General features: G+C 65.7%; 22 protein-coding genes. 14 read left to right on the forward strand and 8 right to left on the reverse strand.

What is annotated here, in order from left to right:
- Positions 1-70: 70 nt before the first annotated feature.
- The 7 genes from RDV64_RS17720 (at position 71) to RDV64_RS17750 (ending at position 7,220) form a co-directional block, all read left to right on the forward strand.
- Positions 71-574, forward strand: a complete 504-nt coding sequence (locus tag RDV64_RS17720; RefSeq protein ID WP_309196286.1) for a hypothetical protein — start codon at positions 71-73, stop codon at positions 572-574.
- On the forward strand, positions 571-993 hold the full coding sequence (locus RDV64_RS17725) for a hypothetical protein (protein ID WP_309196287.1): 423 nt from the start codon (positions 571-573) through the stop codon (positions 991-993). Before RDV64_RS17720 ends, RDV64_RS17725 begins: the two co-directional genes overlap by 4 nt.
- Before the next feature lie 123 nt (positions 994-1,116).
- Complete coding sequence (locus RDV64_RS17730; protein WP_309196288.1) at positions 1,117-2,214, forward strand: ABC transporter substrate-binding protein; 1,098 nt, start codon at positions 1,117-1,119, stop codon at positions 2,212-2,214.
- Positions 2,215-2,296: 82 nt separating this feature from the next.
- Positions 2,297-4,177, forward strand: a complete 1,881-nt coding sequence (locus RDV64_RS17735) for an ABC transporter permease (RefSeq protein ID WP_309196289.1) — start codon at positions 2,297-2,299, stop codon at positions 4,175-4,177.
- Positions 4,174-5,052: an ABC transporter ATP-binding protein gene (locus tag RDV64_RS17740; RefSeq protein ID WP_309196290.1), complete on the forward strand. Its 879-nt coding sequence runs from the start codon at positions 4,174-4,176 to the stop codon at positions 5,050-5,052. Before RDV64_RS17735 ends, RDV64_RS17740 begins: the two co-directional genes overlap by 4 nt.
- Complete coding sequence (locus RDV64_RS17745) at positions 5,045-5,779, forward strand: ABC transporter ATP-binding protein (protein ID WP_309196291.1); 735 nt, start codon at positions 5,045-5,047, stop codon at positions 5,777-5,779. Before RDV64_RS17740 ends, RDV64_RS17745 begins: the two co-directional genes overlap by 8 nt.
- 1 nt (position 5,780) lies before the next feature.
- Positions 5,781-7,220: an NAD(P)/FAD-dependent oxidoreductase gene (locus RDV64_RS17750; RefSeq protein WP_309196292.1), complete on the forward strand. Its 1,440-nt coding sequence runs from the start codon at positions 5,781-5,783 to the stop codon at positions 7,218-7,220.
- Positions 7,221-7,363: 143 nt separating this feature from the next.
- Here the strand turns inward: RDV64_RS17750 and RDV64_RS17755 are convergent, their stop codons facing one another.
- From RDV64_RS17755 to RDV64_RS17790, 8 genes are all read right to left on the reverse strand, one after another.
- Positions 7,364-10,495 carry an efflux RND transporter permease subunit gene (locus tag RDV64_RS17755; protein ID WP_309196293.1) on the reverse strand — a complete coding sequence of 1,044 codons (3,132 nt, stop codon included), beginning with the start codon at positions 10,493-10,495 and terminating at the stop codon, positions 7,364-7,366.
- Complete coding sequence (locus RDV64_RS17760) at positions 10,495-11,709, reverse strand: efflux RND transporter periplasmic adaptor subunit (protein WP_309196294.1); 1,215 nt, start codon at positions 11,707-11,709, stop codon at positions 10,495-10,497. Before RDV64_RS17760 ends, RDV64_RS17755 begins: the two co-directional genes overlap by 1 nt.
- The gene (locus RDV64_RS17765) at positions 11,702-12,973 is read right to left on the reverse strand and encodes a fasciclin domain-containing protein (RefSeq protein ID WP_309196295.1); all 1,272 of its coding nucleotides are present in this window, start codon (positions 12,971-12,973) and stop codon (positions 11,702-11,704) included. The genes RDV64_RS17760 and RDV64_RS17765 overlap by 8 nt, the downstream gene beginning before the upstream one ends.
- 43 nt (positions 12,974-13,016) lie before the next feature.
- Positions 13,017-14,381: an amidohydrolase family protein gene (locus RDV64_RS17770; protein ID WP_309196296.1), complete on the reverse strand. Its 1,365-nt coding sequence runs from the start codon at positions 14,379-14,381 to the stop codon at positions 13,017-13,019.
- Complete coding sequence (locus RDV64_RS17775; RefSeq protein WP_309196297.1) at positions 14,378-14,992, reverse strand: histidine phosphatase family protein; 615 nt, start codon at positions 14,990-14,992, stop codon at positions 14,378-14,380. The genes RDV64_RS17770 and RDV64_RS17775 overlap by 4 nt, the downstream gene beginning before the upstream one ends.
- 420 nt (positions 14,993-15,412) lie before the next feature.
- Positions 15,413-16,465: an ABC transporter substrate-binding protein gene (locus RDV64_RS17780; RefSeq protein ID WP_309199540.1), complete on the reverse strand. Its 1,053-nt coding sequence runs from the start codon at positions 16,463-16,465 to the stop codon at positions 15,413-15,415.
- Positions 16,465-17,844: a sensor histidine kinase gene (locus tag RDV64_RS17785; protein ID WP_309196298.1), complete on the reverse strand. Its 1,380-nt coding sequence runs from the start codon at positions 17,842-17,844 to the stop codon at positions 16,465-16,467. Before RDV64_RS17785 ends, RDV64_RS17780 begins: the two co-directional genes overlap by 1 nt.
- The gene (locus tag RDV64_RS17790; protein ID WP_309196299.1) at positions 17,841-18,578 is read right to left on the reverse strand and encodes a response regulator transcription factor; all 738 of its coding nucleotides are present in this window, start codon (positions 18,576-18,578) and stop codon (positions 17,841-17,843) included. The genes RDV64_RS17785 and RDV64_RS17790 overlap by 4 nt, the downstream gene beginning before the upstream one ends.
- 98 nt (positions 18,579-18,676) lie before the next feature.
- On the opposite strand from RDV64_RS17790, the gene RDV64_RS17795 reads away from it, so the two are divergent.
- The 7 genes from RDV64_RS17795 to pufC all read left to right on the forward strand — a co-directional run bounded on the left by RDV64_RS17795 (position 18,677) and on the right by pufC (position 26,258).
- Positions 18,677-19,669, forward strand: coding sequence for a tripartite tricarboxylate transporter substrate-binding protein (locus tag RDV64_RS17795; RefSeq protein WP_309196300.1), 993 nt, complete (start codon positions 18,677-18,679; stop codon positions 19,667-19,669).
- 97 nt (positions 19,670-19,766) lie between these two features.
- Positions 19,767-20,198 carry a tripartite tricarboxylate transporter TctB family protein gene (locus tag RDV64_RS17800; protein ID WP_309196301.1) on the forward strand — a complete coding sequence of 144 codons (432 nt, stop codon included), beginning with the start codon at positions 19,767-19,769 and terminating at the stop codon, positions 20,196-20,198.
- Positions 20,199-20,207: 9 nt separating this feature from the next.
- Positions 20,208-21,749 carry a tripartite tricarboxylate transporter permease gene (locus RDV64_RS17805; RefSeq protein WP_309196302.1) on the forward strand — a complete coding sequence of 514 codons (1,542 nt, stop codon included), beginning with the start codon at positions 20,208-20,210 and terminating at the stop codon, positions 21,747-21,749.
- Between the two features lie 99 nt (positions 21,750-21,848).
- Positions 21,849-22,244: an acyl-CoA thioesterase gene (locus tag RDV64_RS17810; protein ID WP_309196303.1), complete on the forward strand. Its 396-nt coding sequence runs from the start codon at positions 21,849-21,851 to the stop codon at positions 22,242-22,244.
- 585 nt (positions 22,245-22,829) lie between these two features.
- The gene (gene pufL, locus RDV64_RS17815; RefSeq protein WP_309196304.1) at positions 22,830-23,648 is read left to right on the forward strand and encodes a photosynthetic reaction center subunit L; all 819 of its coding nucleotides are present in this window, start codon (positions 22,830-22,832) and stop codon (positions 23,646-23,648) included.
- Positions 23,649-23,688: 40 nt separating this feature from the next.
- Positions 23,689-24,714, forward strand: a complete 1,026-nt coding sequence (pufM, locus tag RDV64_RS17820; protein ID WP_309196305.1) for a photosynthetic reaction center subunit M — start codon at positions 23,689-23,691, stop codon at positions 24,712-24,714.
- A complete protein-coding gene (gene pufC, locus RDV64_RS17825) occupies positions 24,711-26,258 on the forward strand; it encodes a photosynthetic reaction center cytochrome PufC (protein ID WP_309196306.1) in 1,548 nt (515 codons plus the stop codon). The genes pufM and pufC overlap by 4 nt, the downstream gene beginning before the upstream one ends.
- Positions 26,259-26,277 lie beyond the last annotated feature (19 nt).

Consider the following 26,277-nt stretch of genomic DNA (forward strand, 5'->3'; position numbering starts at 1 on the left):
CATGGTCGAGGATGATGCCCGGCTCAACGCGCGTACCGTTGCCTGAGGGTTGGCGAGGTTTGAGATGGCGATGGCGTTGGACGAAGCGGTCGAGCTCTTTCATCGGGAGCGGGATGCGATCTGGCTGAAGCAGCCGGACGAGATCGCCGTGCTTGCGCGGGGGACAAGCCCGCGCGGCATCGGATCGCGCGGCCAGTATCTGACCCCCATCATGTTCGCCGAAGGTGCCGCCCGGTCGCTGGCCGACGAGACGCTCTGGGTGATCGCGATCCTGTGCGACCGCGAGGGCATCGATCTTCCGACGGTGAAGGCCGTGATCGCGGAGATGGTCGGGCGCAAGGCCGGCTTTTTCGAGTTGTTCGGCCTGGAGCACGCTGCACATATTGTGCGCCTCTACGTGGAGGTTGCGGGCGAAGTGGATGACGTGGCCGAGCTGAAGCGGCTGACCGAGGCGATGATCGGCTACGTCAACCGCGTCCACGTCTGGGTCGACGCTGCGTTCCCGTGGGGCGTGTGCAGTGGCTACATGCGGGCCGGCTACGGCCGGCGCGGGGCGGACGGGATGGAGCGGTGAACCTCAAGCTTGCGATCAGAGGGGAGCACGTCTGCACGATCAACGTCTGGGCCGACCGCTACCCGCAAACCGCGCGCCGGCTGACCGAGGCGCTGCCAGTTACCACGATCGCGCAGCACGGCAAGATTGTCGGCGACCTGTTGTATCTCGGCATTCCAGTGGTAATGCCGCTGGAAAAGCCGATGCTGCTGCAGGACATTTGCCAGGAACGCCGCCGCCAGACCGGCAGCGCGGCAGGCGCGGTGTGTTTTTACGGGCCGCGGCAGCAAATTTGCATCTACTACGGTGACGACGTGGCGAACGAGCCTTTCGAACTTTCCTGGATTGGAGAGATCGAGGAGGGGCTGTCCGCGATCCAGCTTGCCGCGATAAAGTGTTGGGTCAGTCCGGGCGAAGTCGCCACGATCGCTTTGGGCTAAAGGGCCGGCACTGCCGGCAATCCACGTCCGGGACACCGGGCGCAAGACGAACAACGAGGGAAGAAAACTTTGACCTACAAAAACTCGCGATTGGTTCGACTGGGGCTGGCTGGCGCGGTTGCGTTGGCACTCACACAGGTTTCGGTGCCTTCTGCACACGCGCAGGACGGCACGGAGGGTCCCATCACGTTCGGGTTCTTCGGTCCGCTTTCGGGCAAGTTCAGCGCCAATGGCGAACGCTTCAAGGAAGCGGTGGAACTGTTCGCCGAGACGACCAATGCGAACGGCGGCATCGGCGGCCGCGATCTGGTGATCCTGCAGGAAGACGATCGCGGCGACCCGCTCCAGTCCGCGGCGATTGCCCAGAAATACTCGGAAAACGAGGATGTGGTCACGGCCATCGGCTCGTTCACCAGCTCCGCATCAATCGCCGCCGGTGAGATCTTCGCCGACGTCGGCATGCCGCAGATCAGCCCGTCCTCGTCTCATCCTGACTTCACCAAGATCTCGAACTTCCAGTTCCGGATCCCGAACACTCAGGAAACGATGTCGGTGAAGTACGTTGATACGCTGAAGGCGAACGCTCCGCACGACAAGGTCGCCGTCATCTATTTCCAGGACGACTGGGGCATCTTCGTCGGCAACGCGACCAAGGCCGCGCTCGAAGAGGGCGGTTCGGAGGTTCCAATCTTCGAGGCGATGTCGCCCGATGGGCGCGACTTCCGCCCGCTCGTCACCAAGCTGCGCAGCGCGGACGTCGACAGCATTCTGCTCGCAAGCCACTACGGCCCGTCCTCGATCTTCCTCCAGCAGCTTCGGCAGGCCGGTCTTGACCAGCAGGTCGTCGGCCCGGAGACGCTGTACAACCCGGAACTCCTCGAGCTTGCGGGCGATTCGGCGAACGGGCTGATCACGGCAACCTATTTCTTCCCGTCCGACCCGACGAAGCAGGATTTCGTCAAGCTCTACTCCGACAAGTTTGGCCGCGATCCGGACCTCTGGGCAGCCTATGCGTGGGACGCGGTGGCAATCGCAGGGGAGGCTGCGAAGGCGCTCGTCGAGGCCGGCGAGCCCGTGACGCGGGCTGCGATGCGCGATGCCATCGACGCTCTGCCGCCCTTCGACGGGGTGACCGGCGTCACCGAATTCGTCGACGGCACGCCGCAGAAGGATCTGACCATCCTCGCCATCGAGGACGGCGCCTACAAGCTGCACGAGTAGCCGCGCCAGGACTGTTCCGGGCCGGGTATCCGTACGGATACCCGGCCTTTCGTTTGCCCCGCACCCCCAGGTCGAAGTCGTCATGATCGAATTGTTCCTGAGCCAGATCCTGAACGGGCTCGTCATCGGCTTCGTCTACGCCCTGATCGCGCTCGGCTTCTCGCTTGTCTTCGGCGTCGCCAACATCATCAACTTTGCGCAGGGCGCGTTGCTGATGCTCGGCGCCTACATCACGTTCACGCTGGTTCGCGTCGGCGCTCCGATCCTCGTCGGCATACCGGTCGCCATCGCGGTCACCACCATTGCGGCCATGCTCATCGAGCGGCTGGCGCTGCGGCCGCTGCAGAACGCGCCGTACATCGCGCCGCTCCTGTCGACGCTCGCGATCGCCATCATCTTCGACTCGGCGGCCGAACTGATCTGGTCCTCGGAGATCCAGTCGTTTCCCTCGCCGCTGTCGCGCTACGTCGTGTTCATCGGCTCGGCCTATCTCACCGGTGTAGATCTCGCGATCATGGTTGTGTCCCTCACCGTCATGGCGGGATTGACGCTTTTCCTGTCACGCACGTGGCTCGGCAATGCCATGCGCGCGACCGCGCAGGACCCCGAAGCCGCCGCGCAGATGGGGATCGACGTCCCGAAGATCCGCCAGATCTCCTTCGGGCTCGCAGGTGCCCTTGGGGCCATCGCGGGCGTGCTCATCGGCATGTACTACCTGTCGGTGTTTCCGCAGATGGGCATTCCGTTCGGACTGAAGGGGTTCTCCGCGGCACTTCTCGGCGGGCTTTCTTCCATTCCGGGGGCAATCGTCGGCGGGCTGCTTCTCGGCGTGTTCGAGAGCCTCGCGTCCGGTTACGTCGGTGAAGGCTACCGCGACATCATTGCGTTCTCGATCCTCCTGCTGGTCATCTCGTTCCGCCCGCATGGCCTGTTCGGCAAGAAATCGCTCGATGCGCTGGGCGGCGCCACCGGCGCATCCGGCGGCATCCCGACGACCTCGATCGTCGCCTCGATGGCAGGCTCCACCGGGCGGACAAAGTGGCGCCTGTTCGAAGCGCCGCTGCCGGTTCTCTTGGCGGTCCTCGCCCTGTTCGCATTCCTGCCGCTGGTCACGGGCTCGAACTATATCCTGCAAGTCGGCGTGCAGGCGGCGGTCTACGCGGTCCTCGCGGTCAGCCTGACACTGCTCACGGGGGCGGCGGGCGTCGTATCGATCGGCCATGCCGCGTTCTTCGGCGTCGGCGCCTACGTCGCGGCGCTCTCCACGGTAAACCTCGGGATCGACGCCGAGCTCGCGATCCTTTTCGCCGGTGTCGGCGGCGCCGTGTTCGCGGCCGTGCTTTACGCGCCGACCATTCGCCTGTCGGGGCACACGGTGGCGCTCGCGACGCTGGCGATCGGGCAGATCGTCTACCTCCTGTTCCTCAACTGGATCGACGTAACACGCGGGCCGATGGGCATACCGGGTGTTCCGCGCCCTGACCTCGGGCTGATCGGCATCTCGATGAGGAGCCTCACGGCGCAATACTGGCAGGCGCTCGTGCTCCTGGGCATCGCGGTCACGATCGCAGCGGTTTGCCTGAACTCGCCCATCGGCCGCATCTGGCGCGCCATCCGAGAGGACCGGCTGGCAGCGCACGCGTCGGGCATCCCGGTCCCGCGCTATCTCATCCTTGCCTTCGTTGTCTCGGGATTTCTTGCGGGGCTCGCCGGCGCGCAGTTCGCCTTCCTGCAGAACTTCGTCAGTCCGGACTCCTTCACCATCGACACTTCGATCATCATCATCTCGATGATCGTGTTGGGCGGCCTTGGAAACGTCACCGGCGCGTTGATCGGCGGCGTCCTCCTGGCGCTCCTTCCTGAAGTCCTGCGGGAGTTCGCAGAGTACCGGATGATCGCATACGGCGCCGTGCTGCTCCTTCTCCTCAGATTTCGCCCCCAGGGGCTCGCGGGGACCCGATGAACGTTTCACAGGCAACGCATCAGCATCCGGGCGCACTGCATATCGACAAGGTGACGCGCCGGTTCGGTGGTGTGGTCGCAGCTGATACCCTGGATTTCTCGGTCCAGCCGGGTGAGTTCCTGTCCGTCGTCGGGCCGAACGGCGCGGGGAAATCCACGCTGCTGCAGATGATCAGCGGTTTTATCCGGCCGCAGGAGGGCGAGATCCGCCTTGGCGATCGCCGCATCGATCGGTTTCGGCCGGAGTTCATCGCGTCACTCGGCGTGGCGCGCACGTTCCAGACCAGCCGCGTCTTTCCGATGCTGTCGCTCTTCGACAGCGTGATGGTGGGAACGCAGGTCGGCATGATCGGCGGCGGGCAGAACGCGAAGCGCTATGGCGCGCTCAGCGAACTCGCGAGTGTCCTGTTGCGTCTTCCCGGCTATCGAAAGGTGCGCCTCGACGCGGCGGAGCGTGCCAAGGCAGTCATGATGCTGTTCGGCGATCGGCTGTGGCCGCGACGGGACGATCAGGCGTTTTCGCTGTCCTACGCCAACCGGCGGCGCCTTGAACTGGCCCGGGCGCTGGTGATGGATCCCGACATCCTGCTGCTGGACGAGCCGGCTGCCGGCATGAACCCGACCGAAACCGAAGAATTGGCCGAGGTCATCGCCGAACTGCGGCGACGGCGGCCGGGGATGACGATCATCATGGTGGAACACAAGCTGCAGGTGGTGCGCAGGCTGTCCGAGCGCTGCATCGTCATGGCGCAAGGCGCGGTGATCGTCGACGATACGCCGGCGCGAGCACTGGAGCACCCGAGGGTGATCGAGGCCTATCTCGGCACACGCAAGTCCGCCGCCGCTTACGGAAAGGTCGAGAGCGCCAATGGTTGAGGGGCATCACCACCCGTTGGCTGCGCTCGAGAATGTCGACGTCTTCTACGGCCCCGTTCAGGCTCTCTTCGATGTCAGCATCTCCGTCATGCCCGGCGAAACCGTCGTCGTCCTCGGCGGCAACGCCTCCGGAAAGTCGACGACGCTGAAGGCGGTCATGGGTCTTGTGAAGGTGGCGAAGGGAAAGGTCCGCTTCGACGGGGAAGAGGTCAACGGAACCCCTGCGCACAAGATGGTCGAACGAGGGATCGGCTCGATCCCCGAGGGCCGGCGCATGTTCTCGGAGATGACGGTCCTCGAAAACCTGCGGCTCGGTGCCTTCGTGCACCGCAGCAAGCCACGGGCGGAGATCGACGCCATGCTGGAACAGGCGATGGAGATGTTTCCGCGGCTGGCGGAGCGACGGAAGCAGGTGTCCGGAACGCTGTCGGGCGGCGAACAGCAGATGCTTGCAATGGCGCGCGCGTGGATGCGGCAACCGCGCCTTTACTGCATCGATGAGCCCTCGATGGGGCTCTCGCCGAAATTCGTCGATCAGGTCTATGACGTCCTGATGGGCTGGAAGAAGATGGGGCTGACCATCCTGATGGTCGAGCAGAATGCCAACATGGCGCTGACGATCGCGGATCGCGCGTACGTTCTCAAATCCGGGCAGGTGTCGGTGTCGGGAGCGGCTGCGGAGCTTCTCAGCAATGATGATGTGCAGCGTGCGTATCTCGGCGGATAACATGGCAGCGACACCTCTCGACGCTCTCAACAACCGCGTTGCGGACGACCTCGCCTTTCTCCAGTTGCCGGCCGCGAAGTGGGTGCCGGAAACGACCATCGATGGCGAGCCGGTCCTCGACGTCGCCGTGATCGGCGGCGGGATGGCGGGGCTCGCGGCGGCTGCATCCCTGCGTTTCCAGGGGGTCGAGGCCGTCATCTTCGATGGCCGGCCGCGGGGCAGGGAAGGCCCGTGGGCAACGACGGCGAGGATGGAGACCCTGCGTTCGCCGAAGGGGCTCACCGGGCCTGCGCTGGGCATTCCCTCGCTCACGTTCCGCGCCTGGTTCGAGGCTCAGTTCGGCCGCGCCGCATGGGATGCGCTGGGCAAGATCCCCCGCCTGCAATGGATGGACTACCTTGGCTGGTACCGCTCGGTTCTCGGGCTTGAGGTTCGCAGCGAGTGCCGCGTCAACGGCATCGTGCCGCATCCCGACCATGTGGTCCTGACCCTCGATACCCCCGATGGTGCGCAGGTGCAGCGGGCACGCCATGTCGTTCTGGCCACCGGCCGCGACGGGCTCGGCGGCCCGTTGCTGCCGGACTTCGCGCACGATCTGCCGCCGGATCGCTGGGCGCATTCCTCTGACGAGTATGATTATGACAGGCTCGCCGAACGGCGTGTCGCGGTGATCGGCGTCGGTTCGTCCGCCATGGACAGCGCTGCGACCGCGCTGGAGAGCGGCGCGGCGGCCGTGCACATCCTGGTGCGGCGGTCCGACATACCGCGCACCAATCGCGGCATGGCGATGGGAAATCCGGGCTTCGTCGAAGGACTGTCGCAGCTGCCGGACGCGTGGCGGTGGCGCATTCACAGCTACATCGCAGAAGAGCAGGTGCCCCCGCCAAAGGCCAGCGTGCTGCGGGTCTCCCGGCACGACAACGCGCACTTCCACCTCGGATGCGCAGTGTCCGGAGCCGCCATGAAGGATGGCGAGGTCGTCCTCCAGACCTCGCTCGGCCCGGCCGCATTCGACTTCGTCCTCTTCGGCACCGGCTTCAAGGTCGACTGGGCGGCGAAGGATTTCCTGAAAAATATCGGCGAACGGGCGAGAACGTGGCGGCACCGCTTCGTGCCCGGCAAACCCGGAACCGACGCTCTCCTCGACATGCCGGACCTCGGCCCCGCATTCGAGTTCCTCCCCAAGACCGGCGAGGAGGATGGCGGACTGTCGCGCGTCCATTGCTACTGCTACCCCGCGCTCATGTCCCACGGCGCGGTATCCGGCGACATTCCTGCGATCAGCGTCGGCGCGGCGCGTCTGTCTGAAGGCATCGTGGCAGCGCTCTACCGCGAAGACGTCGACTGGCATTTCCAGCGAGGCCGCGACTACGACGTGCCTGAGCTCACCGGTGATGAGTGGACGCCGGCGAGTGCGGACCTGTTGATGCCTAGGCGATAAACGTTGGTGTCGCGGCGACGTGCGCGGTCTTCGAAACATCATTTGCGCGGAACAGGGTTCGAGAAGTGCATGTCAGCGCTCACCCGGCGCGCCCGCAAGCTGCCTCCGGCCCCCTCCGACGCATTGCCATGGCCGCTGATGCGCTACCGTGCACCGTCTCGGACCGGGCGGGTTTTGCGGCGTGCGCGGAGCGTGAGGGACGCGAGCGCGGGGACGAGCGCCATCTGGAGGATCGAGGCGAACAGGATGCCGAAGCCGAGCGCTACGGCCGTCGGGATCAGGAATTTCGCCTGAACGCTTTGCTCCAGAATCAGCGGCGTGACGCCGAAGAAGGTGGTGAGCGTAGTGAGCACAATCGGGCGGAACCGGCTCAAGGCCGCAGCCCGGATCGCCTCGCGCGGCGCCATGCCGTTTGCCTGGTTCTCGCCGATGAAATCTACGATGAGGAGCGCACCGTTCACGATCACGCCGGAAAGGCCGATGATTCCGAAGAGTGACAATAGCGTCAGGTTCAAGCCGAGCAGCGCATGTCCCAGAAGCGCGCCAACGATGCCGAAGGGAATGACGAGGAGCACGATGATCGGCCGCAGGTAAGAACCGAACGCGAGCGAGATGACGACGAAGATCGCGAAAACGGCGATCGCGAAATTCGACTGGAGCGCCGCGGCGAAACGCTGTGACTCCTCCTGTTCTCCGCCGGCGCTGACGACCACGCTCGGATAGTCCTGCGCAAGCTCCGGCACGATCTCGGAGGTCACATAGGACGTCTCCGCGCCACCGGTCGTCACGGTGTTGTCGACGTCGGCCGTCAGCGTCGCGATGGTGCGTCCGTCGACGCGGGTGATGACCGTCGCTGCCGGCTGGAAGGAGAGTTCGGCGACCGTGCCAATGGGGATGAGGCCTTCGTCGCTCGGGATGCGAAGGCGCAGGAGGTCTGCAATGGAATCGCGCTGCCCCTCGGCAAGCCGCAGCCTGACGTCCACCTCCTCACGGTCACGCGCGAACTGGTTGATGGTGATGCCGAAAAACGCGCCGCGCACCTCGTTTGCGAGGCTGGTGGCATCGACCCCGTAGGCCTGCGCGGCCGGGGTCAGCGTGAGCGCGATCTCCTGCGCGGACGAGAAGCGGTCATCCCTGATATCGAACACGCCCGAGCGCGCGCTAAGTGCTTCGCGCAGGCGTTCGATCGCGGCGTCGCGGGTCGTCTCGTCGTCGGCGGAGACCTCCAGCACGATGGGATCACCGATCCCCACGACGCTCGCCGAGAAGCTGAGCCGTTTGGCGCCGGCGACCTCGCCTGCGGCCTTGCGCCATGCGTTGAGGAACGCCTGTGCGCCGACCTCGCGCTGGTTGGCGTCCTGCAGCTTGGCCTCGACCGTGGCAAGGTTTCCCACCAGCGGGCCAGCGCCGCCGCCGGATCCGCCGCCTGACGCAAAGCCCAGCGTCACCGCCGTCCCGACAAGGAGGTCCGGCCCGCTCACCTCCTCAGCCGCCCGCGCTGCGGCCTCGACCAGGATGGCGGCCCGTTCACGGGTCTCCTGATCGCTGGTGCCTTCTGGCAATTCCAGCTCGGCGACGACGAAGTTGCCCTCGATATTGGGGAAGAAGACGAACTTGACGACGCCGCCCGCGACGAGCCCGGCGGACCCGACGAGGATGGCGATGCAAACGGCGATCGCAAAGATCGGGTGCGCGATGGCCCCATTCACCAGGCGGCTGAGCGGGCCGTCGGTCACCTTGCGAAAGACGCGATCCACGGCGCGGCGCAGCGGCTCGGTCAGCCGCCGCGGTGAGAACCGCCGCGGCTCTCGGATCGAAAGGTGACTGAGGTGCTTGGGCAGCACGAAGAAGCTCTCGATCACCGACATGATGAGCACGAAGATCACCACCGAAGCGATCGGCGCGATGAACGAGCCGGATGAGCCCGGCAGAAACAGGAGCGGCGTGAAGGCGAGGATGGTGGTTGTCACCGAGGACAGGATCGGCTGCCACACCCGCGTTGCGCCGGCGCTGGCGGCCGCCTTGGCATCATCGGTCTCCTCCAGCTCGGTGAAGACGTTCTCGCCCACGACGATGGCGTCGTCGACCACGATGCCGAGCGCCAGAATGAAGCCGAACAGCGAGAGCTGGTTGATGGTGACCCCGAAGAGGAGCATCGGGATGAACGCCCCCACAAAAGCGACGACCACGCCGACGGCGACCCAAGCCGCGATCCGCAGGTCGAGGAACAGCATCAGGACGAAGAGGATGAGGCAGACGCCGATGGCGCCATTCTTGGCGAGGAGATCGATGCGGTTCTGAAGCTGCTCGCCCTCGTTGCGCCAGACGATCACCTCGATGCTGTCCGGAAGGCGCTGCGCCAGCTCCTCACCCAGATAGCGCTGGACCTCGTCGACGATGCCGAGCACCTGCTCGGTGCCGCTGCGGTAGACCGAGATGAAAACCGCCGGCCGGCCCGAGACATCGGCGGCGATCGCGCTTTCCTCGAACGTGTCCTCGATGACGGCGATGTCCTCGAGGCGCACGGTGGCGCCGGTGCCTGACCGGAACAGGAGCACGTCCCGCAGGCCCAGCGCCGTCTCCGCGTCCTCGACAGTGCGCAGCTGCACCTCGCTGGCGCCGGTGTCGATGGTGCCGCCGGACAGATCGATGTCCTGCGCGTCGATCAACTGGGCAAGCCCGGTGAGCCCGATGCCGTAGGCCTCCAGCATCTCGCGTGTCACCTCGATATCGATCTGGTCGACCGGCAGGCCCTGAAGTTCGGCGCGGCTGACGGAAGCGAGATCGGTGATCTCGCCGCGAATTTCCTCGGCGAGCCCCTTCAGGACGGCGAGCGGCCGGTCGCCCACCACCGCGAGCTGGATCGCCAGCTCGTCGGGCTCGACCTCGCTGATGCGCGGCGTCTCGGCGGCATCGGGGAAGGTGGTGATGCGGGCGACTTCGGTCTCGATATCGTCCTTCACCGCCCGAAGATCCGCGCCGCGGGTGAGCTCGGCGGAGACCACGCCAAGGCTGCGCTGCGCGGTGGAGGACAGCTCACGCACGCCCTCAAGTCCCTGAAGCTGCTCCTCGATGGGCGTCAGGATCGCGTCGGCCACCTCGCTGGGTGTCGCGCCGGGGTAGGCGACCTCGACGGTCACGGTACTCGTCGCGATTTCGGGGAAGGTGCGAACCGTGATGTTGCTCGCCGCGAACAGCCCGGCGCCGATGATCGCGATCATCAGGAGGTTTGCCGCGACGGGTGAGGCGATGAAGAAGCGGATGATCGCGCCCATCAGCCGCCCCTCTCCGAGGCGTCGCGAGAGGCCGGCTCAGCGTTCTCATCCTCGACGCGCACCTCCTTGCCGTCGAACGGGGCCACCAGATCGCTCACCATGACGGAAGCGCCGGGCGACAGGGCGTCACCGGCGAGCACGACCCGGTCCTCGAACCGGTCGAGCACGGTGACCATCGTCCGGCGCAGCGCACCGTCCTCGATGCGCCAGACCATCGCGCGCCCCTTGATCGCTTCGGGCGGGACTTCGACGGCAGCGCGGTTCTCCAGCGACACAGGCAGCTCCAGGATGACGAGCTCATCGATGCGCAGCGTGCGGCCGGGCCCGGCGAATGGTTCGCTGACTTCCACCACCAGCGAGACCGTGCGCGTGTCCGCCTCGATACGCGGGTTGACCTCGGTCACGATCCCCTCTGCGATCACGTTGCCGGGGGCAGTGGAGCGCACGACAATGCGGCCTCCGAGCGCGACGGTGGGGTCGCCTAGAACGGCGAGATCGCCCGGCGTAAGGCCCATGAGGATTTCGACGGCGTCGGAGCCGACGAGGCGACCGACCTCGGTGCCCGCCTGGACGAGCGCGCCTTCCGATGCGTCCTCGGCTGTAACAAGCGCATCGAAGGGTGCGCGCACCACGGTATCGTCGCGCGCGATCTCGGCCTGGGTGAGGTTGGCGCGGGCGGCGGCAAGGTCGCCTTCCGCGGCGGCGACCGCGACGATCGCCTGCTGAAGCGCCGCCTCCGAGGCAAAGTCGCGCGATTCAAGCTCCGCCTGACGATCGCGATCGACATTTGCCTGCGCAAGCTGCGCCTCGGCCTGCGTGACCGCGGCGTCAGCACGGGCAACGTCGGCTTCGAAGCTCTCGCTCTCCAGCCGGATCAGAAGGTCGCCGCGCGCGATGGCTTTGCCGAGTGCGAAGTTTTCACCGACCTCGGCGATGCGGCCGGAGACTTCCGTGGTTACCGCAACCTCGCGGCGCGGGCGCACGAAAGCCGTCTGCCGCAGGGTCAGCGTTTCAGCGGTGCGAACGGTGGCGGCGCGGACCAGGATGGCGGTGCGTTCGGGCGCCTCGCCCTCCTCGCCGCCGCTCGACAATAGGTAAAACACGCCGGCGCCCAGCGCGAGCACGACGAGCGCGGCGAGCAGCCAGAGGAGGCCGCCGCGGCTTTTGTGTTCGTTGTCATCGTCCTGCACGGACGCGTTGTCGGCGCTACTCACTGTCGAGGTTCAACGCATTCCGGTCGACGATGACAGTCTTGCCAAGCGGATCAATGGAGATCGCCCGTGTCCGGACCTCGACAGTCTCGCCGAAGAGGTCGAGAAGGCCGCCGTCGATGGACAGGATGATGGTCTCTGCGCGCCCGGTCTCCAGCGACAGGAGAACATCCTCCACCTCGCCGACCTTCTCGCCGGTGTCATCCTCCACGTCCCGGCCCAGAAGGTCGGAGACTGCGATCACCGGGCGCGTGAGCGCCAGCGCGTCCGTCTCCGGCGTCGCGGCGGCGGGTTCGGCCGGCTCGACATCCGCGGCCGCCACGACGACTGCGTTCGGTTCGACCGTTGCGACCTCTGACGTGCCGGTTTCAGGGGCGGCCGGGATAATGGTGACATTGGCGGCAGTGTTGTCGGTGCTGGCCGTTTCGCGGTCCGCCGGTTCGTCGGCCGGCGGCAGCGTGACGACAGGGCCAGTATCCTCGCCCTCGGCGGCTTCGTCGGTCTCGGCCGGAAGAACCGTGACACGGCCCTCGCTTTCGGCAGAGGCAGGTTCGGCGGGGGCTGGCACGGCGGGGGCGGCGATCGTGTCCACACCGGCGCCGTCCGCATCCGATTGCGCGATCTCGGCGACGAACGTGTTCGCCTCGTCCGCTTCCTCTGCCGTCTGGATCGGCTGGGGCGGGGCGCTCGTCGGCGGCTCGTCAGCGGCGCCAGCGACGGCCCCAGCGTCGAGTTCATCCAGCCCTGGCGGGAGGAGGACAGCGTCGAGCAGATGGATCAACGCGTTATCGGCCACGATGTCGCCGGAGACGATGCGCCCCTCGTTGGCCGCGCGGGCGGCGAGGACGGCGTCGGGGTCGCGCGTCGTCTCGTCGGGCGCCGGCCGCAGGGTGAGGGCGCCGCGCGTGTAGGTCACGACAATGCGGGTGCCGGACGCGCTTGTCAGCTCCACGGGAATGTTGGTGGAGCGGTAGGCGTTGCCCGGCACCACATGGAGGCCGACGACCCTTTCGAGCGCGCCCGCGTTGCGAGGGGCCAGGAGGGCGTCACGAAAGTTCTGCGGCAACCTCGAAAACGCCTCGTCCGACGGGGCGAACACGGTCATCGGTGCATCCCGTTCCGCCCGCGACTCGGTCGCCTGCCGGAACGCTTCGGCAAACACCGAGAACCGTGCGTCGGACTCTAGGGTCGCGGCGACGTCGGCTGCATGAACGGGTGCGGCCACGAGGCCGCAAAGCACGGCGAGCCATTTGAACTGTCGGATCATGTGAACTCAATTCTTTCCCGGCGCGACGCGCCGTCAGACGCTCTCACCGTTTGCGGATGGCTTGAAGGGAGCGCGCAGCCTCCCTCGCAAGTTCCGCGGGTGCGAGCGCGGTCAGCCGGCCGTCGCGCTTGACGATGGCGTCGTCCACCATCACGAGCACGACATTTCGGGGCGCCGCGCTGTAGACGAGGAGCGCGGACGGATCGTCGTTCAGCGGCCCCATGTTGAGCGTGTCGGTGGCAATGAGCTGAAGGTCCGCCCGCTTGCCGACCTCGATGGAGCCGATGTGCTCGCCCATGCCGATCGAGCGGGCGCCCTCCGCAGTGGCGAACTCCAGAACGCGGCGCGGCAGGATCGCAAGCTCCTCGCCGGCCGCCCCGGCCTGAACGTTGTGCAGCATCTTCATCACGTCGAACATGTCCGGCGCACCGCCGAGCGCGCCGTCGATGCCGAGGCCGATGCTGCCGAACACCGGCCGATAGTCGTTCACCCGCGTGACGCCGAAGCCGACGCGCTGCTCGGTGATCGGCGTCAGCGACACCGACGCGCCGGCCTCGTCCACCGCGCGAAGCTGGGCCTCACTGGCCCCGGTGGCGTGGACGAGCTGCATGTCGTCAGCCAGAACGCCCATAGCGATCAGCCGGTCGAGCTGCGCCACGGCGCCTGATCCGCTGACGTGCGTGGAGATCGGCAGGTCGTTCTCGCGGGCGAATTCGAGTTCGCGCATCGCGCGCGCCACGACCTCGTCATCGGCGTCTCCCGCAGGGCTGCGCCAGCCGATGCCGAGCGTGACGCGGCCGGCCTCGCCCGCTTCGATGAGGTCGGCCAGATGGGGAAGGTCGATTTCGGCCGCCGGGTCGAGGTTGTCGTGACCGGTATAGAGGAAGCGCGCCCGGATTCCGGACTGGCGCAAGCCGTCCAGCGCCGCATCGGCGTCGGCAGCGCTGCGGATGTTGTCGCAATAGGCGAGGGTGGTCGTGATCCCGGCATCGAGGTTGCCGGCCGCGCCGAACAACGTGCCGATGCGCATGTCGTCCGGCCGATAGGCGCGGCCGAGCCGCTCGACGAGCGGAAAATATTTCGTCTCCTGCGAACGCGAAAAGAGCCCCCGCATCTGGGAGAGCCACAGGTGGGTGTGGGTGTCGACGAAGCCGGGCAGCAGAATATGGCCATCGGCCTCGATGATTTCGGCGCCGTCCGCGGGTAGGGCCTCCCCGATGGCGGCGATCCGTCCGTCCTCGATGCGCACGTCGGTCTCGGCCCTGTCGCCCGCGGCCGACATGGTCATCACGTAGGCGCGCCGGATCAGCGTCGCTTGCGCCTGGGCAGCCCCCGGTCCGCCTGTTGTGGCGAGCGCGGCGCCGGCGGCTGTCCCCGCGATGAAGGTGCGCCGATTGATGGTCGTCATGGAGCCTCCGCGATGTCGATGAGGTCGTCAGCAATCAGTGTTCCGAGAAGGCGCGTGGCCTCCGCGGAAGGCGCGAAGATTGCCATCGCGCCTTCCGGCAATATGTCGTCGCCAAAGGAACGGCGGGTCACCATTTCGAGCGGCGTGCGATGGCCGACGAGGAGGATATTCGCGCCTTTCGGCTCGGGCTGGGTCGTCAGAAGGCGCTCCGTCGCTGCCAGCATCCGGCCAAGGTGCGGCCCGGCATAGTCGTCGGCGACAAGGTCCATCGTGACCTCGACCCTGCCCACGCCAAACGCGAATTCGCCGGTGTCGCGGCTGCGAAAGACCGGACTGACCAGGATGCGGGCGAAGGCAATATCGAGCGCCTCGAACGCGGCGCCAAGCGCCTTCGCCTGGCGAGTGCCGGCTTCTGACAGGTTGCGCTGCCCCGCACGGTTTTCGAGACGTCCCGTATCGATCTGGCTTTCGACCGTCGCGGCGCGGCGCAGGAAGACGACCGTGCCGCCCTTCTGCATCGCCTCAACAAGCCGCTCCGGATCGGACTGGGCGAGGGCAGGCCCGGCGAGGATGAGCGAGAGAATGGCCGCGAGGAGGTGCCGGGCTATCAAGTGGCGAGCCCGGGGAAACGAGGCCGGGCGGCGGCCACCTTAGGGCGGTGGCTCGCCGTAAGGCGGCGCACGGCAGGCGTCATATCGATCATCTTCGGTACCATGCTCGTAGTCGCGACAAGAGTGTCCGTGCGGCCATGACGACAAGAGTCACCGTGCGGCCATGAAATGTCTCATGGGGGTAAACCGTACCGAAGCGACGGCGTTCGCGGCGAAATGCAGAAAGATTGACGCACCCCGACCGTCCTCTTCCGCGACCGGAACGCCACACTGCGCATGTTCGGCGGCCTCCGCAGCTTCTGCCGCGCCGCCGCCCGTTAAGATCAACCCGGGACCAATTTTCGTGCTGCCGTCTGGCTCGCCAGTACTGTCAGCTACCAGACATTAGTCCCGCGCCTGAGACCAAATTATTCGCGGCCATTACTCGGAAAAAAATGAATTCTGCCAAAGTTCGGTGAATATCAGACGCTTGTGCTGGTCGAGTGCGACGAGAAGTTTTGGCGAAAGCGCGATCGGGCGCAGCTGGGACGAACTGGTCCCGTCCGGAACAGCGCCCTTCTCGCGCAGGACATCGAGATCGATAAGAAGGTTCGCGCGGCGCAGACCGTCCTGACCGGCGGACGAAAGCAAATAGTCCACCAGTCTCCTGGCAAGTTCGTTGTTTTCGGAGCCGCGCGGCAGGACGGCGCCTCTTGCGAGGATGAGGGTGTAGTCCGAAGGAGCGACGATCCCGAGGCGCGGATCGGCCTTTGCCAGCTCGAACGCATACGAGCCGAGGAGGTTGTATCCGATGAGGTAGTCGCCGCTCAACACGCCGTTCATGATCTCGGCAGAGCAGCATGTCGCCACGGCCCCGGTCCGGCCAAATGCCTCGAGCAACCCGCCGAACGTCGTCGCTTCGAGCGAATCTGCATAGGCGAAGAGAAAGCCGAGACCCGAGGCGTCAATGTCGTAGGTGGCAACGCGACCGGCGTACCGTTCCGGGGCGTTGCGCAAGGTGTCCAGAAGGTCGAAGCGCGAACGCGGGACTTCGTCAGGTGGCACGAGGTCGCGGTTGTAGACGATGACGGCCGGCTCGCGCGTGATGCCCCAAAGCTCGTCGCGCCACGAGAGCTGGGGCGGCAATGCCGCCGTGGCCTTGGAGACGTGAGCTGCGGCACAGGCGCGGTTGACGAAGTCGACAAGCTGGTGAACGGCCGAGCTGATGATCAGGTCCGCCGCTGGCGATCCCGTCTCGCATTCCGCGATACTCTGCCGATAAAGATTGTTTGACAGCCATTGTTCATAGACGATCGCGGTGCCCTGCTGGGTCGAGAGAAAGCCTTCGAGCACCGGCCGCAGCACGGCAAGGTCGGTCGTGCTGCGCACGCGGAGCTCTTGCACCGCAGCCTCAGGCCCGATGACAGCGGTCAGCTCCTGCGCGTCGGCAACGCTGCCGGCAATCAGGAAAACGACCGCAATCACTCGCCGCATCATGGGGCCGCCACGCGAGGTAGGCTGATTGAAATTTCGAAGCCGTTCCCGTCGCATGAGTGCGAGAGGCAGCCCTGGTGACTGACGGCAACCGCGTGCGCGATTGCAAGGCCGAGCCCGCCCGCGCCCGCCGAACGACCGTTGGCGAACCGGCGCCCCATGCCGGCGAGAACCGAAGGGGCGGGCCCGCTGCCTGCGTCCCGGACCCAGAGTAGGGCAGCGCCGTTGGCGCGGGATACGCCCAGCACGATCGGCGGTACCCCGTGCCGGATCGCATTTCCGAGGAGGTTCTTGCCGGCTTCCGTGAGCGAAAGCATGTCCGCGTCGACCCAGACCTCGGCCTCTGGAATGTCCAGAGACATCGCGTGGTCGATCACCAAGGCCTCGATTTCACTCTCTTCATAGACTTCAAGCGCGACGTCGCGCAGATCGAGACGCTCCTTCGGCGCCGAATCGCTCCGGTGGATCACAAGGCCCTGGCTCAAGAGCTGGTCCAGCAACCGGCTGAGGCTGATCGCGCGGCTCTTTGCGCGGTCCATCAGGATGCGCCGCTCGGCCGGGTCCGCCTCGTCGTATGCGGCATCGAGCTGAAGGCGGATCGCCGCCAGCGGTGTGCGCAGCTGATGCGCCGTGTCGGCGATGAGATCCCTGTTGGCATCGAGCTGGCGCCGGAGCCGGGCAATGAAGCTGTTCAGTGCATCACGAAGCGCGGCGACCTCGCGCGGTGCCGGTTCGGCCAGTGGCGACAGATCGGTCGGTTTGCGGCGCGCGAGCGCTGCGCCGATCCGGCCGAGCGGGCGCAGCGTCGACAGGACTGCGAGCCAGGCGAGCACTGCAATCACGACCCCCGCCACAGCGAGAGCGAACACCGCATTTTGCGCAATGTCGAACGCGAGGTCACGGCGGGCGTGCAAGGTGTGTCCGACGATGATTTCGACGGGACCGCTGTACCCACGCTCAGCGAAGAGGCGCGTCACGGCAACGTACCGTGCCGGCTCTCCGCTGAAATCGGCGCCGTAGAAGCTCGGCGTTTCGGTGGTTGTTTCGGGGCGCGGCGCTGCCGGGTTGCCGGTGAGCGTGTCGCCATCCCTGCCGACCACGCGATAATTGATCCGGTCGCGCGGGGCGAGGGCAAGCAGTTCGAATGCCGAAACCGGCATGTCGACGATCGGAAAGCCATCCCGAATGGATATAGACTCCGCAATGTCGCTTGCCGCACCAACGAGAAGTCGGTCGAATGCCTCCCGTGCGGCGTGACGGCCATATGCCAATGCCGCCAGCATCACGACAATACCGGCGACCGCCAGCACAGAGCCGATCGCCAGCACGATGCGTGCCTGCAAAGACAACGTCGTGCGCGGGGCAGCCACGTCGGTCACGACCGGCTGGCCTCGATCGAATATCCGAGGTTTCGGTGCGTGAGGATCTTCACGTCCGATCCGCCAAGCTTTTTACGGATGCGCGCGACGTAAAGCTCCACCGCGTTGAGGCCCACATCTGACTCGTTGAACGTGAACAGACAGTCGAACAGTCTTTCCTTCGTCAGGATGCGGCCGGGATTTCGCAAAAGGACGTTGAGGAGAGTCAATTCGCGGCGTGTCATGGCAACCAGTTCGCCGCGAAGTCGGACCGTCTGTGCAGAGGGATTGAGGGCGAGGTCGCCCAGAACAAGCTCAGATCCCTTCTGATCTCGACCACGCCGGCTGAGCGCCCAGATCCGCGCGGTGAGTTCGCGCAGATCGAAGGGTTTTACGAGATAGTCGTCGGCGCCATCGTAGAGCGATCCGATCCTTGTCTCGACCGAGTAGTTTGCCGAAAGCATGAGGACCGGCGTCGCGTCCTCGCGCTGGCGCATGTTGCGCAGGACGTCGCGCCCGTCGCCATCGGCCAGCTGTATGTCGAGGATCACAAGATCGAAGCTTTGCACGCTCAGGCAGGTTTCGGCCTCCCTGGCCCTTTCGGCCACATCGCAGGCAAATCCTTCCCGCGTGAGATGGGCCGCGATCGTTGCTGCCACATCACTCGCGTCTTCCACCAAGAGCACGCGCATTACGATTCTTCTCCATCTCGAAGCATAGGAGCCCCGGCAGCCGATGAAAAGATGAGCAATCATGACAGCGTAGTAACCAGATGACAGCTAAATGACAGAATCCACGACTAACCTTCGCTGACGACCGGGGAAAACCCCGGCTTGCACTGGAGGAAACTGACATGATCAAGACGACCTTTGCGGGCGCCGCCATTGCGGCCGCCCTTGCTGCAGCCGTGCCGACTGCGGCGTCTGCGCAGGCGTTCACGCCCGAGCGGCCCGAATGCATCGCCCCCGCATCGGCCGGCGGCGGCTGGGACTTCACATGTCGTCAGGTTGCGCGGGTGATGCGCGAAACCGGCCTCATCGAAGGGTCCATGCGGGTTCAGAACCTCTCCGGCGGTGGTGGCGGCGTCGCCTTTGCAGAAGTGGTCAACAAGCGCGACGACGAGAACGACCTGATTGTGGCCGCGTCCACCGCGACCGCGACCCGGCTCGCGCAAGGCGCGTATCCCGGCAACACGATGGACCAGGTTCGCTGGCTTGGCACGATTGGCGCCGATTATGGCGTGATCGGCGTGCGCCCGGAGTCCGACATCAAAGACCTTTCCCAGCTGATGACCGCGCTCAAGGACACGCCGCGCGACATCTCCATCGGCGGCGGCTCGGCCTCGGGCGGCTGGGATCACCTCAAGGTGCTCATCGCTGCGCAGAAGGCCGGCGTCGAGGATCTGCGCGCGATCAAGTACGTCGCCTTTGCGGGCGGCGGTGAGGCGATCAGTCAGCTGCTGGCAGGCTCGCTCCAGGCCTACTCGGGCGACCTTTCCGAGGCGATGGGCTTCGTCGCGTCCGGCGATCTGCGTGTTCTGGCGGTTCTCGCGCCCGAGCGGCTGGAGGGGGATTTCTCAGCTTTCCCGACCGCCAAGGAGCAGGGGGTGGACGTGGTCGGTGCCAATTGGCGCGGCTTTTATGGGCCGGGCAAGATGAGCGACGAAGCCTACGACTGGTGGGTCGGTCAGCTCGACACGATGTATGACAGCCAGGAGTGGAAGGCCGTGATGGAGCAGAACGGGCTCGCCGAGCTCGACCTGCACGGCAAGGAATTCAACGAATTCGTGGCCCAGTCCGTCAGCGAGATCGAAACGATCTCTCGCCAGATCGGCCTCATCCAGTAACGGACCACCGGCTTGCAGCCTGCCCGCGGTTTCACGGGCGGGCTGTAAGCCTGTTCTGGCCTTCCTCACAGCATACATGCGGGAGACATGTCCCATTATGAGTGATCGCGTTCTTGGCGGCGTCGGCTTGACCCTCGCCGTGTTCTACGCATGGGCCGCGACGATCATTCCCGAGCCATTCGCGTCCGACGCGATCGGTCCGGACGGATTTCCGATGATCATCGCTGTCATCCTTGGCCTCTCGTCCCTCTACTTCGTGCTGAAGCCGGACCCCGAGCCGAAATGGCCTTCGCTCAACCGCCTGGCCGAGATCGGCTTCGCGGTGCTCATCATGTTCGGCTACGCGGAGGTTCTGCCGGTGTTCGGCTTTGTCTTCGCCACAATCATCATCACCGCCTACCTGACCTGGCGCCTCGGCGCACGGCCTTTGACGGCAATCCTGAACGGCGTCGGCACGTCGGTCGGCCTCTTCGTCCTGTTCGAGCTCATTTTCGGTCTGTCGCTCGCCGACGGCCCACTCGGTTTTTGAGGGCATTTCATGGATACATTCGTTTCACTCTACGACGGCTTCTCCATCGCGCTGACGTGGCAGAATCTTCTGCTCGCGTTTCTGGGCTGTTTCCTCGGCACCATGATGGGGGCGCTCCCCGGCCTCGGCCCCGCCAACGGCGTCGCCATCCTGATTCCGCTGGCCTTCACCTTCGGCCTCGGCGCCGTCCCCGCGCTGATCCTACTGACGTCGGTCTACTACGGGGCAATGTATGGCGGGCGGATCTCGTCGATCCTTCTCAACATCCCCGGCGACGAGCCGGCCATGATGACATGCCTCGACGGTTATCCCATGGCCAAGGCCGGCCGAGCGGGTGAGGCGCTGGCGCTTTCGGGGATTGCCTCCTTCGTGGGGGCGTTCTTCGCGACCTGGGGTCTCGTCTTCCTCGCGCCGCAGCTGGTGAAGATCGCGCTGCTGTTCGGGCCGGCTGAGTATTTCGTTCTCTTCACGCTGGCCTTTGCAACGCTCGGCGGCATTGCCGCGGCCAACCAGGCCAAGTCCGCCTTCGCCGCCGCGCTCGGCATCGGGATCGCGATGATCGGGGTGGACACGCAGACCGGCGTGCAGCGCTTCACCTTCGGCGAGGTGCACCTTTACGACGGCATCGACTTTTTGATTGCCATCGTTGGCCTCTTCGCCCTGTCCGAAGTCTTCATCTTCCTCGAACATCGCAGCAGCCGCGGAGAGAAAAAAGAAGAGCCGAAGATGCAGATCGGGCGTCTCACGCCCTCCTGGAAACTCCTGCGCTACTGCACGCCCGCGATGATCCGCTCGACAGTGGTGGGTTTCCTCGCAGGCGTTCTGCCCGGGGCCGGCGCCTCGCTCGGTTCCTTCCTTGCCTATTCGGTCGAAAAGCAGGTCTCCGACCCGCGGTCCGAAACCTTCGGCAAGGGCGATCCGCGCGGTGTCGCGGCACCGGAGGCCGGCAACAACGCGGCCTCCGGCGGAGCGCTGGTGCCGATGCTTGCGCTTGGCGTGCCGGGGTCCGGGACGACGGCGGTGCTGCTCGCCGTGCTGCTCACGCTCAACATTCAGCCGGGGCCGCTCCTGTTCCAGAACAACCCCGACGTCGTCTGGGGCCTGATCGCGGCGCTGTTCATTGCGAACTTCATGCTTCTTGCGCTCAACATCCCGATGGTCGGCATCTTCACGCGGGTCCTCTTGGTGCCCTCGCACATCCTGATGCCAATCGTTGCCATGATCGCGTTCATCGGGATCTACTCGATCACCGGTTCCACGTTCGAGCTGAAGATGATGGTTTTCTTCGGGGTGCTCGGCTGGGTTTTGCGCAAGCTCGATGTACCGCTCGTGCCGATCATTCTCGGCATCCTTCTCGGCAACGAGATGGAGGTGAACCTTCGGCGCGCGATGACGATCTCGAACGGGGAGTGGTCGGCGCTCTTCGGCAGCTGGCTCGCGATCATTCTGTGGACCATCGCCATCGTCGGCTTCGTGCTGCCGATTGTCCTTGGCAGGCGCGTCAAGAAGAAGATGAAACAGGCAGAGGAAGAAGGCGCGCTCACCGACTGACGAACGTCAGCCCGCTCGGAGCGGCGGCCGAAATCGACGATGGCCGCCCCAACCGCGGCCGGACCATGGACACGCGCTTACCAGCATCGGATTGCCATCATGTCATCTGAGGATCTTCGCCCGAAAGGGCCGCCAACTATCCGGGTCATTGCCATGCCGGCCGACACCAATCCCGCCGGAGACATTTTCGGCGGCTGGTTGATGAGCCAGATGGACCTCGCGGCGGGGACCGTGGCGGCCCGCCGGTCTCGCGGCCGCAGTTCGACCATCGCTGTCGACGGAATGAAGCTCCATCGCCCGGTCAGGATCGGCGATGAGGTGTCGCTTTATGCCGAGATCGAGAAGGTCGGCCGCAGTTCAATGCGGATCCATGTCGAGGCGTGGCGGCGCGAACGCCATGCGGAGGACACCGAGCTCGTCACCGAGGCGACGTTCACCTTCGTTGCGCTCGATGGCGACGGCCGCCCGCGTCCGGTAGATTCTCCTCCGACCTGAGCCTCAACTGGCCGGAGGGAAGCGTCCTCCGGCGCGCGGCTTCCATTCATGCGAGCAACCGATCGGCGTCCAGCGTCAATCGAACGGATCCCGGCTGGCTTGGATGCTGGAGCGAGCCGCCCGGTAATCTTGGCTGCGGCGCTGTTGAACACGATCGCGCGCGGCATCCGGCGGATATTGACGCGACACGAAAACCGTCATGGCCCGACGTCTATGGGCGTCTCATGTGTTGCCGGCCGCGCCGGCGGGCAGGGGAGTCTCCCGGCATCTTTTGGATGTGCTTCAGAAAAGTGGAGAGTTCCCCTGAGGTGAAAGGCGCACCCGAGGGCGAAGCAGCGACGATTTACGAAGGAAGGGGCCGCCATCCGAAGGCACTCGCGGTGCCAGCAGCCGGTCCCGCGCATCGCTGTCCTTCGCTCATCGCGTTCAGAGCTGCGCACAAATGGTAGCACATGTGGCACCGCGCCGCACCCAAGGAAATTGAGAAATCGAATGTGTAAATCTAAATTTACATTTATGTAAATGTAAGTTGACGTCGCTTGCCTTCGTTTGGCATGACTCGAGCAGCAGAGTCGGAGGCAAACGATGGCGCTTCTTACATTTGAAGCCAAATACCGTGCCCGCGGGGGCAACCTTGTCGGCGGGTCGCTGTTCGATTTCTGGGTCGGGCCGTTCTACGTCGGCTTCTTCGGCGTCACGGCGCTGATTTTCGCCACCGTCGGCACGTTGCTGATCGTCTACGGCGCGGCGATCGGGCCGACCTGGAACATCTGGCAGATTACCATCGCCCCGCCACCGCTGAAGTACGGGCTCGGCTTCGCCCCCTTGCGGGACGGCGGGCTCTGGCAGCTCATCACCATCTGCGCCCTCGGTGCGTTCATTTCGTGGGCGCTGCGTCAGGTGGAGATCGCCCGCAAGCTGGGCATGGGCTACCACGTCCCCATCGCCTTCAGCGCGGCGATCTTCGCCTACGCCACGCTCGTCGTCATCCGGCCGGTCATGCTCGGCGCCTGGGGGCACGGCTTTCCGTACGGCATCTTTGCCCACCTCGACTGGGTGTCGAACGTTGGCTACCAGTATCTCCACTTCCACTACAATCCGGCGCACATGCTCGCGGTGACGTTCTTCTTCACCACCACGCTCATGCTGGCGATGCACGGCGGCGTGATCCTGTCGGTCGTCAACCCCGGCGACCGCCAGACGGTGAAGTTCGGCGAGCACGAGAACCAGTATTTCCGCGACGTGATCTTCTACTCGATCGGGCCGCTCGGCATCCATCGGCTTGGCTGGTTTCTGGCAATCAACGCCGGCGTCTGGAGCGCGATCTGCATCATCCTGAGCGGCCCGTTCTGGGTCGACGGATGGCCGTACTGGTACGACTGGTTCCTGTCGCTGATCAACTGAACCCGCCGCCAGAGCTACTTCTCAAACGGATCTGAAAGCTATGTCCCAATTCCAGAGCGTCTGGACGCGCATGCAGGTTTTCGGCCCGCCGCAGGTGCCTGTGTCACTGCCCGGTCGAGACGTTTCCCGCTTCGGTGGCGAGCGCCTGGTACGGTTGATCGGCAAGATCGGGGACCCGCAGGTCGGTCCGTTCTACCTCGGCTATGTGGGCTGGGCCTCGATCATCTGCGGCACGATCGCCATCTGCATCATCGGCTTCAACTTCTGGGCCAGCGTGGACTGGAGCATCTACCGGTTCATCACCGGCATGGGGTGGCACCGGCTGGAGCCGCCGGGGCCGGAGTTCGGCCGCAACCCGTTCGCGCCGCTGCAGGAAGGCGGCTGGTGGATGATGGCCGGGTTCTTCCTCACGGCGGCGATCCTCCTGTGGTGGTGTCGCATCTACTGGCGGGCGCGTGCGCTCGGCATGGGCACCCACGTGTCGTGGGCGTTCGCCTCGGCGATCTTCCTTTACCTCTCGCTCGGCTTCTTCCGGCCACTGCTGCTCGGCGACTGGTCCGAAGCGCCACCATTCGGCATCATCCCGCACCTCAACTGGACGGCGACGGTCTCCGTTCTTTACGGCAACTGGTATTATAACCCGTTCCACTGTTTCGCGATCATGTTCCTCTACGGGTCGGTGCTCCTGTTTGCGATGCACGGCGGTACCATCCTCGCGACTGCGCGTTTTGGCGGGGAGCGCGAGGCGGAGGAGATCGTCTACCGCGGCACCGCCGCCGAGCGCGGCGCGCTGTTCTGGCGCTGGACGATGGGCTTCAACGCAACCTTCGAATCGATCCACCGCTGGGCCTTCTGGTTCGCCACGCTGACGACGTTTGCAGGCGCCATCGGCGTGCTTCTCACCGGCACCGTGGTCGACAACTGGTATCTGTGGGGCGTGAAGTGGGGTCTCGCGCCAGAGTATGCCCCGGTCTACGACGCGATACCCGTTCCTGCCGAGCTGATGCCGGAAGCGCTGAAGGGCGTCTCCCTCTCACCTGAAGCGATGCGGGAGTTCGGGCAATGAAACGCGATAATATCGGCCATGTCCTGCGCGGCGCGGCATACGTCCTGCGCGTCCGGGAAGAAGAGCGGAGGCGCCGCGCGCTGGCGGACGCGAAGCGGCGCGTGGCCGAGGACCCGCAGGCCGCGCTGCAGGATGACCGCGGGAGCTGGGCCCGGACCGTCCGTCCGGCGCTGCACCTTGAGGAAGAAAAGCGGGAGGTGCGCCGTCCGGCGGGCGGCGAGTTCGGAACGCCGGATGAACCCTCGGTCGATTCGAACGACCGGCTCGTCCACGCCGAGGTGGCGCAAGAGGGCGAGAGCTGGGTGCGCGAGCGGCGGCCGCTTCCGCCGGGGCTTGCCGAAGAGGAACGCCGCCTGACCGAGCGCGACCCGTTGCAGGTGCGCGCCGCCGGGGCGGAGGATCGGCGCTCCGCTGATGGCGGGCGGCACCGCGGCTGGATCCTCGGTGGCGCGGTGGCGCTGTCGGTCGCCATTGTCGGGGTGATCGTCGGGCTGCCCACCTATGACGCGCCGTGGACGGTCCAGTCGACCGAATGGGGCAACCGCGCCCTCGCCATGGACACGTTCACCTCGGCGCGGACCCGCTCGAACCCCGTCAACAAGCCGAGCCCCGTGCTTCCTGCGGTCGCGGCATCCGGGACGACCGCTGGCGAGGCGTACCAGAACGTCCAGGTACTTGGCGATCTCGACAAGGCGGAGTTCGACCGCACCATGCAGGCCATCACCGCCTGGGTTTCGCCGGACGAGGGGTGCAGCCACTGCCACGCCGGCGACGACTATGCGGCGGAGGGCCCCTACACCAAGGACGTCGCCCGCGCCATGCTGAAGATGGTGCGCGGCGTGAACGCCGGCGGCACCCACGTCGCACCGTCTGGCGTCACCTGCTACACCTGCCACCGCGGCGAGACGGTCCCCGCCAACAGCTGGACCAATCAGCCCGAGCACGACCCCGGTCCGGACTGGCTCGGCCCGCCGCAGCCGTGGCAGGATCAGGCGACGACCATCCGCAAGTTCTTTCCCAACGCACCGTTCGAATGGTACATTGGGGGCGACAAGAAGATCGCCGGCCTGCAGGCGCGCACTCCGCTCGCCGGCGACGAGAAGATGGTCTTCGAGGATGGCGATCACACCTACATCCTGATGATGCAGTGGTCTGACGCTCTCGGCGTCAACTGCACCTACTGCCACAACAGCCGCGCCTTCTTCGACTGGACGCAAGGAACGCCCAAGCACGCCGAAGGCTACACCGGCCGCGTCCTCACCCACGGACTGATCACCAACGTCTTCGACCCCTTGGCAAAGCTTCTGCCCAAGGAGCGGCTCGGCCCGCTCGGCGATGCCTTCAAGCCCGACTGCAAGACCTGCCACACGGGCCTGCCGAAGCCGGTCGGCGGACAGAAGCTGGCGGCGCAGTATCCGGGGCTCGTCGGCGCGCCGACGGAGGCCTTCATCCCGGACGTTCCGACCGTGCGCGTGCCGCTCGCAAAGGGTGGCTGGGCGCCGACCACGGCGAGCGCGCCGACAGCACGGGAGGTCGCGCGATGAGTTTTCGCCCGTCCACCGC

Source organism: Acuticoccus sp. MNP-M23 (assembly GCF_031195445.1).
Lineage (GTDB): Bacteria > Pseudomonadota > Alphaproteobacteria > Rhizobiales > Amorphaceae > Acuticoccus.